The sequence below is a fragment of the Pilimelia columellifera subsp. columellifera genome (assembly GCF_039532605.1).
Classification (GTDB): domain Bacteria; phylum Actinomycetota; class Actinomycetes; order Mycobacteriales; family Micromonosporaceae; genus Pilimelia; species Pilimelia columellifera.
The window spans coordinates 221,325-229,314 of the sequence record NZ_BAAARY010000004.1; the positions used below are offsets into that span (position 1 = coordinate 221,325).

Sequence of the window (7,990 nt, forward strand, 5' to 3'; positions counted from 1 at the left end):
CGGCGCAGTCCGAGACGACCAGGCCGTCGAGGCCGACTAACCAGGAGATCCAGGCGATGACTTCTGAAAACCCGGCGCCGGGACGCGGGCTCCGCGCCGGTCTGCCGGCGAGGTTCGCCCGCGCCGTCGGCGCGCGCGCCAATGGACCCGCCGGCCGCGGCCGGCGCCGCCTCGGGACGATCGTGCGGATATCCGCCGCGCTCGCCCTCGCCGGCGGCGTCTACGCCAGCTTCGCGCCAGGGATGGCCGCCGCGGAGGACACCTCCGCGCTGACCCCCGCCGCCCAACTGGGCAAGGGCTTGTTCGACACGAGCTGCACCACCTGCCACGGCGCCAACGCCCAGGGCGTGCCCGGGCGCGGCCCCAGCCTCATCGGCGTCGGCGCGGCGTCGGTGGAGTTCCAGGTCAGCTCGGGCCGGATGCCGATGGCCCGCCAGGAGGCGCAGGCCCAGCGCAAGGACCCGTTCTTCAACGAGGACCAGACCCGCCAGCTCGCCCAGTACATCCAGGAGCTGGGCGGCGGTCCGGAGATCCCGCAGGGCCCCCTGACGCCGACCGGGTCCAAGGAGGCCACCGCCGAGGCGGTCGCCCGTGGCGGTCAGCTGTTCCGGCTCAACTGCGGCTCCTGCCACACCGCCGGCACCGGCGGCGGCGCGCTGTCCTCCGGCAAGTTCGCGCCCGCTATAGCGCCGGCGTCGGAGCGGCAGATCTACGCCGCCATGCTCACCGGTCCGCAGAACATGCCGGTCTTCGGCGACAACCAGCTCACCCCGGAGCAGAAGCGGGAGGTCATCGCGTACGTCCAGACCATGCAGGCGCAGGAGCCCGGCGGCTGGGGCATGGGCAAGCTCGGTCCGGTCACCGAGGGTCTGGCGATCTTCCTGCTCGGGATGACGGCGTTGGTGTTCACCTCGCTGTGGATCGCGGGCAAGTCATGACGGCGACGACCAAGGAGCACGGCGTGCCCACCACCGCAGGGCCGGGCCACGAGGACCGGACCCGTTTCGAGACCATGCGGGACGGCGCCCGCGAGGACGGCATCGAGATCGTCCACTACGAGCCGCCGTTCCCGAAGACCGGAACGCCCGCCGAGCGTCGGTTACAGACCATCGTCGCCGGCCTGTTCCTCAGCACCGGCCTGCTCGCGACCGCGTTCGTGGTCATCTACATCGTCTGGCCGTGGGAGTACGACCGCGACAGCCTCATCAGCAACCTCTACACGCCGATGCTCGGCCTCACCCTCGGCCTGGCGCTGGTGTGCACCGGCTTCGGCATCATGATCTGGGGCAAGAAACTCATCCCGCACGAGATCGCCATCCAGGAGCGGCACGACGGTCCGTCCTCCGAGCACGACCGTTCGGTAACGGTAGCCACGCTCCAGTACCTGGGCGACGAGATGGGCCTCAAGCGGCGTCCGTTGCTGGGCCTGTCCCTGCTGGCCGGTCTCGCGCCGGTCGGCGCGGCGGTCGCCGCGCCGCTGATCGGCGGCATGATCAAGGACCCGCACAAGAACGTCGAGGGCCGCGATGACAGCGCCCTGATGACCACCGCCTGGAACACCGGCATCCGCCTCGCCCGCGAGGACAGCAGCCCGGTGCGCCCGGAGGACGTCAGCGTCGGCGGTCAGATCACCGTGTTCCCCGACATCCCCGGCGGCCACACCAACAGGTACGCCGACTCCCCCACGCTCCTCATCCACCTGCGGGTCGAGGACATGGACCGGCTCCGGGAGAACCTCTACGGCATCAACGAGGGCGGCATCTGGGGCAACTTCGTCGCCTACTCGAAGATCTGCACCCACGCCGGCTGCCCGGCGAGCCTGTACGAGCAGCAGACGAACCGCCTGCTGTGTCCGTGCCACCAGTCGCAGTTCCTCATCACTGACAACGCCAAGCCGATCTTCGGCCCGGCGACGCGCCGGCTGCCGATGCTGCCGATCACCGTCGACGACGAGGGCTTCTTCGTGGCCCAGTCCGACTACAAGGTCCCTGTCGGCCCCGGCTTCTGGGAGCGGCCATGAGAAAGCGCGCCAAACTCGACGTCAAGTCCATGCCGGCCACCGCGGCCAACGCCGTTGACGAGCGCCTCCAGGTGGCCCGCCCGCTACGGGGCCTGCTCAACAAGGTCTTCCCCGACCACTGGTCGTTCCTGCTCGGCGAGATCGCGCTGTTCTCGTTCATCGTGCTGCTGCTGACCGGCGTCTTCCTGACCCTGTTCTTCGACCCGTCGATGAAGGAGGTCACGTACAACGGCAGCTACCTGCCGCTGCGTGGCGTCCACATGTCGGCCGCGTACGAGAGCGCTCTGAACATCTCGTTCGACGTGCGCGGCGGCCTCATCATGCGCCAGATGCACCACTGGGCGGCGCTGCTGTTCATGGCCTCGATCGTCATCCATATGTTCCGGATCTTCTTCACCGGCGCGTTCCGCAAACCGCGTGAGACGAACTGGGTCATCGGCATCGTGCTGTTCATCCTGGGCTTCCTGGCCGGCTTCACCGGTTACTCGCTGCCCGACGACGGCCTGTCCGGCACCGGCCTGCGGATCGCCCACGCGATCATCCTGTCGATCCCGGTGATCGGCACCTGGACCGCCGACGCGCTATTCGGCGGGGAGTTCCCGGGCGACGGCTCGATCATCCCGCGGGCGTACATCGCCCACGTCCTGCTCATCCCGGGCGGGCTGCTCGCGCTCATCGGCGCCCACCTGGGGCTGGTGTTCAAGCAGAAGCACACCCAGTGGCCGGGACCGGGCCGGACGAACACGAACGTCGTCGGCGAACGGATGTTCCCCCGATACGTGATCAAGCAGGGTGGCTTCTTCGCCATCGTGTTCGGGGTCATCGCCCTCATGGCCGGCCTGCTGTCGATCAACCCGATCTGGTTGTTCGGCCCGTACGAGGCGGCGATCGTCTCGGCGGCGAGCCAGCCCGACTGGTACGTCATGTTCCTGGACGGCTCGACGCGGCTCATGCCGCCCTGGGAGGTCCGGGCGTTCGGCCACACCCTGCCGCCGCTGTTCTGGCCCACTGTGGTGCTGCCAGGCATCATGTTCACGCTGGCCGGGGCGTACCCGTTCATCGAGGCGCGACGGAACAAGGACAAGACGGTCCACAACCTGCTCCAGCGACCGCGGGACGTGCCGGACCGCACCGCTCTGGGCGCCATGGCCATCACGTTCTACATGGTCCTGGCGATCTCCGGCGGCAACGATGTCGTGGCCGAGACCTTCGAGATCAGCCTCAACGCGATGACGTGGGCCGGTCGGATCCTGTTGCTCCTGCTGCCGCCGCTGGCCTACTGGGCGGCCCGGCGGGTCTGCCTGGGCCTGCAGCAGCACGACCGTGAGGTCCTCGCGCACGGCGTCGAGACCGGCATCATCAAGCGGATGCCTGACGGCCGCTTCGTGGAGATCCACCAGCCGCTGGCCGCGCCGGATGAGCACGGTCACACCGAGCTGGAGTACACCGGCTGGGTGGTGCCGAAGAAGATGAACCGGATCGGGGCGCTCGCCCCGGCGATCAAGGGCTTCTTCTACCCGGTCGAGGAGCCGGCGGCGCCGGCCAAGCCGCTCGCCGGCTCGTCCGGCAAGGAGTTGGAGACCTCGGGCCGCCAGCAGTAAACCAGCGCGTCAGTGGGGCCCGGCAGGATCACCTGCCGGGCCCCACTGCTTCCACCACCACCCCGCGGACGTCGTCGAGTTCGGCTACGCGGGGTTTGGCTTACGTGGGCTCGGGCGACAACCGGGTCGCCTTGGCCGGGTGCGGCGCCGGTGGCAGTGTGAAGCGCATACGGGTGCCGCCGCCGGGATTGTCGGTGGCATGGATGTGGCCACCGTGGTTGCGCACGATGCGTTGGCAGATCGGCAGTCCGAGTCCGGTACCGCTGTAGGGGCCGGTGGCGTGGGCGCGATGGAAGCTGGCTTCGATGACGAGCGCAGCGTCGGTGGCGGCGTAGCGCAGCAGGTCGTCGATCAGTTGGTTCATCCGGGTGGTCCCGGCGTGGGCGCGGCGCAGGGCGCCGTCGGGGTGGAAGAGTCCGAATCTCTGCTCCGGCCGGTCCTCGGAGTCTGGGTCCTCCTGCACCCCGAGCGCTACAGCGGCGCGATGGTGCAGCAGCGGGGATCCGTGCTGGTCCACAACCGCCACCCCTTCACCGAGGCTGTCGACGGCCGCGCCCAACAGGTCGGCCTGTCCGTGGAACTGGGCTTCGTACCGGGCCCGCTCGGCGGCCCTCGCCGCCGTCAGCGTGGCGGCGGCCGTCGCGGCGGCCGCGGCGGCGGTGGCGTCGGCCGGGCGTGATTCCCAGAGCCACATCGTCGGCGGCCCGTGATGTGGGGTGACTGGCTGACGCGACGTACCCGGCAGCGTCGGCGGCCGCAGCGGTCATCGCCGCGGCGGCGGTCGCGGTGTCCCGGACGACCTGCGCGGTGTTCTCGGTAGCTTCGGCGGCCGCAGCGTGAGCGGTCTGCTCCGCTCGCTGCGCGGCTCGGGCGGCGACTGTCGCCGCGGCGTCGACCACTGCCGCCGCCGTTCCGGCCGCCCCGCGCAACGCGCTCCGCGGCGTGGTCAGCAGCGTCAGCCTCGTCGGCGGCGCCGCACCAGCTGACCTGAGGAGTGCAGGCCACCCGCCTGGCAGCCGCGGTCCGAGCAGGGTCTCGATGACGGATGCCAGCGGTTGGCCACGAGCACCCGGGTTGGCCCTTCGCTTGTGTCCGCGGGGGTCCGGCAGAGTGAATAGCGAACCAGGCGTCAGAGGAGAATCGACTCCAGGATGTCGGCCGCTCGTGCCGTTCCGCCCTCGGCCCGAGCCTCTGCCCGCAGCTCAGCGCTCCGCGCGACGACCGAGGCATCCCCGGTCAGCTCCATCAGCGTCTCCCACAGAACCTGGGCTGTGGCTGATGTCGTCTCCAGTCGGCGCCCCACGCCGAGTTCGACCAGCTTGTCCGCGTTGGTGAACTGGTCCACCGCCTGTGGCACGGCGATCACCGGCGTCCCTGTCCACAGCGCCTCGCTGCTGCTGCCCATGCCCGCGTGTGTGACGAACGCGTCCGCGTGCTCCAGGATGGCCAGCTGTGGCGCCCACGGGCGGACGTCGATGTTCGGCGGGATCGACCCCAGTTCGGAACGGTCCACGTGCTTGCCGATCTGGAGCACCACATGCCATCCCGGCCTGTTCCCGAACGCGGCCACGCACTGCCGATAGAACTCGGGCTGCCGTGTGTATGCCGAGCCCAGCGACACCAGCAGCACCTTGTCGTCGCCGTGCGGCCGGGTCCAGCTCTCGCGGGGTCCGAGGCACGGACCCACGAACGTGACCGCCCTCTCATCGACCCGGTTCACGAAGGGCTGCATCGCCCGGGGGATCAACGCCAGGGCACGCGCGGGCCGAGCCATGAACGTCTCCCAGTTCGTGGTGGTCGCCCCGCTGGAAGCCAGCCAGTTGGAGAAAACCGTCCCGAACTCGTTCGCCCCCGGTAGCGCCCCCACGAAGTCTTCCCACGCCACATACGTGGGGGACAGCTGCACGATCGGCTGACCCTGCGACTCCGCCAGCGCCCGTGCCGCGTAGCAGCCGATGTCGTACAGGTAGAGGTCGGCGGGGTCGTCGTCGTAGTGGGCATGTAGTTGCGGAAGGGCTTGGATGTTGTCGTCGAGGAAGACCCGCATCGCGCCGATCGGGTCGTCTGGCCAGTCGTTGTCGGCGGTCGGCAGCGTCGACTCGATCGGCGCCAGCGTGGCGCCGGTGGTGGCGACGAGGTCGGCGACAGCAGTCCCGTTGGCATAGGTCACCCGGTGCCCCCGGTTGACCAACTCCCGGATCAGCTCCAGGCTAGGCAGGACATGGCTGACGGCAGGTACGCCGCACATGGCGATGTGAGACATGCTGATCTCCAGATATACGAAAGGACAGGGACGCGGCGGACGTAGGCGTCACTCGTAGATCTGGAAGGACATGGCCAACACGTTACCCACTTCGGTTCGGGGCGTGAAGCGAGATTCGATGCCCAGCCTCGCGGTGGCCGGGCAGGGTCTACTTGGGCAGGATGAGACTCGGGGCAGACGTGAACGTGTAGCCCATCGCCTGGATGCCCTCGATCAACTCCGGCAACTGTTCCAGGCCCAGGAACGGGTGGTAGAAGAAGCTCGCCACGCCGTCACGGACCACCAGTTGCCGCTTCGCGGACGCGAGGATGTCGGCCGGCGTGCGGATGCCGTTCTGGTTGTAGCGCTGCGAGGACACGTTGCCGAGCGTCTCCGGGATGATCGCCGAACCGTAGACATCGCGTACCGCGTACGGAAAGTACTGACTGGCCCAGCGCTCAGGGTCGACCTTGCCGCCGGACAGCACGCCGCTGTAGTACATGGCCCGCTCGTACCGGGCCGCGAACTTGGGCGAGATCGTCTGGTAGTCCACGGCGCTCGCGGAGTAGTGCGGGAACTCGAAGATGCTCGGCATCGGCAGCTCGGCGGCGGTCCACTCGCGCCGCGCGGCGGCGACCCGCTTCGCCGCCCACGCCGCGGAGTCCTCGGACACCGCGCCATCAAGCACGACCTGGTTGGCCGCGTCGACGTGCGCGCGGTAGAACTCGAAGTCCTCGGCGCTCACCCCGTACGGATTCGGGCCGCTCGGGTAGCCGTGCGTGTACCCGTGCATGATCAGCGTCCCGCCGCGCTCAACCATGTACTTCAACGCCGCGATGACCTCCGGCGCCTGACTCATCGCCTTGTGCACCGGGGTCCCGCCGTTGTATACGCCGGTCGCGTCGTCATACACGATGATCACCGCGACCGCGAACGGCGTCTTGCGCTTGTACAGATAGTCGGCGATCTGCCGCAGCTTGGCCGGATCCGAGTGCGGGCCGACGTCCTCGATCCGCACCAGCGCGCGGTGCCGCTGGACCGTAGCGGGCGCGAGAACCTCGAAGAGCACGTCGGCGAAGGCGAGGTAGCGGTCGTCCGGTGATGTGTAGCTGAAGGGCACCTCACCGATGAAGGTAAGCCCGCCACCGCCGCGAACACCCCACGGGTACGTGCTCCCGTCAGCCCGCACCGCGTCGCCGACTGCCGACGCCTTCGCCTCGTCCGTGATCGCCGTCCGGAAGATCCCGCCGGCGTTGGCCACATCACGGGTCAGCGAGGTGCCCTTGTACCGGACCTCGGCGACCGGCGCGGTATCCAGCTTCGGCGCGCCGAAGCCCGCGCGGGCGGCCACCTCGGGATGCGGTTTGGCCAGCTTCCAGAGGTTGTCGCCCAACCACAGCACCGGTCGCGCGCCGGCGGCCACGTCCTTCAGGAACGCCTTGGGCATCGGCTCGTCATAGGTCGAACCGATATACACGGTCGCGGTGTATCCGCGCGACTCACCCGCCCGGTAGTCGGCCACCGGGTGCGCGGTCCACGTCCCGAAGTGCGATACGAGATTGGCGGCCTGGGCGGCGTACAGCTCACCGAGCGCCGCGTAGGGCCCCGTCGAGTCGTAGAGGACGAGCGTACGAGCCGTCCCGGCGGGCTCCGGCGAGGCCTGCGGCGCCGTGATCGGATCGTCGGACGGCGCGACCCAACGCCAAGCTGCGACGGCGCCGGCCGCGATCAACACGACGGTCACCGCGAGCGCGGCCGAGCGTTTTAAATACATATTTCCCACGGTATCCGGTGACCTGCCATATTCCAACCAGACCACCCGACCAGTCGGAATTCTCGGCCTCGCGATCACCATTGTTAGACACGAGCCGGCCGGACCTGGCGTCCCCGTATAGCCGTGGGAGTGGCAAAGGTGGCGAGAAGGTGGGTCTGACGCGAAGCCGCTCACCTGCGCGGGGAATGCGTTTCCTTGCCGGAGAAGTTGTCGTGGCAGGTGCTCGACGGGGGCTTCACGGTCGCAGCGCGGCCACAATGAGGTGATCTCAGCAAGGGCGTGATCGTCGGCGGGGACGACACGGGCACCTCGTCCATAACGGACGGTGTTGGAGAGGGCGCGGGGCCCTCGGT

At 69.1% G+C, this 7,990-nt stretch carries 6 protein-coding genes; 3 read left to right on the plus strand and 3 right to left on the minus strand.

Annotated features, from left to right (window positions below; translation table 11 throughout):
• Positions 1-56: 56 nt before the first annotated feature.
• The 3 genes from qcrC to qcrB are packed head-to-tail and all read left to right on the plus strand — an operon-like array spanning position 57 to position 3,621.
• Positions 57-938: a cytochrome bc1 complex diheme cytochrome c subunit gene (gene qcrC / locus ABD287_RS06660; RefSeq protein WP_344169842.1), complete on the plus strand. Its 882-nt coding sequence runs from the start codon at positions 57-59 to the stop codon at positions 936-938.
• Positions 935-2,020, plus strand: a complete 1,086-nt coding sequence (gene qcrA, locus ABD287_RS06665) for a cytochrome bc1 complex Rieske iron-sulfur subunit (protein ID WP_425565513.1) — start codon at positions 935-937, stop codon at positions 2,018-2,020. The genes qcrC and qcrA overlap by 4 nt, the downstream gene beginning before the upstream one ends.
• On the plus strand, positions 2,017-3,621 hold the full coding sequence (gene qcrB / locus ABD287_RS06670; RefSeq protein ID WP_344169848.1) for a cytochrome bc1 complex cytochrome b subunit: 1,605 nt from the start codon (positions 2,017-2,019) through the stop codon (positions 3,619-3,621). The genes qcrA and qcrB overlap by 4 nt, the downstream gene beginning before the upstream one ends.
• A gap of 100 nt (positions 3,622-3,721) precedes the next feature.
• Here the strand turns inward: qcrB and ABD287_RS06675 are convergent, their stop codons facing one another.
• From ABD287_RS06675 to ABD287_RS06685, 3 genes are all read right to left on the minus strand, one after another.
• Positions 3,722-4,315 carry an ATP-binding protein gene (locus ABD287_RS06675; protein ID WP_344169851.1) on the minus strand — a complete coding sequence of 198 codons (594 nt, stop codon included), beginning with the start codon at positions 4,313-4,315 and terminating at the stop codon, positions 3,722-3,724.
• A 435-nt stretch (positions 4,316-4,750) separates the two neighbouring features.
• The gene (locus tag ABD287_RS06680) at positions 4,751-5,884 is read right to left on the minus strand and encodes a macrolide family glycosyltransferase (RefSeq protein ID WP_344169854.1); all 1,134 of its coding nucleotides are present in this window, start codon (positions 5,882-5,884) and stop codon (positions 4,751-4,753) included.
• A gap of 148 nt (positions 5,885-6,032) precedes the next feature.
• On the minus strand, positions 6,033-7,637 hold the full coding sequence (locus ABD287_RS06685; RefSeq protein WP_344169857.1) for a DUF2334 domain-containing protein: 1,605 nt from the start codon (positions 7,635-7,637) through the stop codon (positions 6,033-6,035).
• Positions 7,638-7,990: the final 353 nt, after the last annotated feature.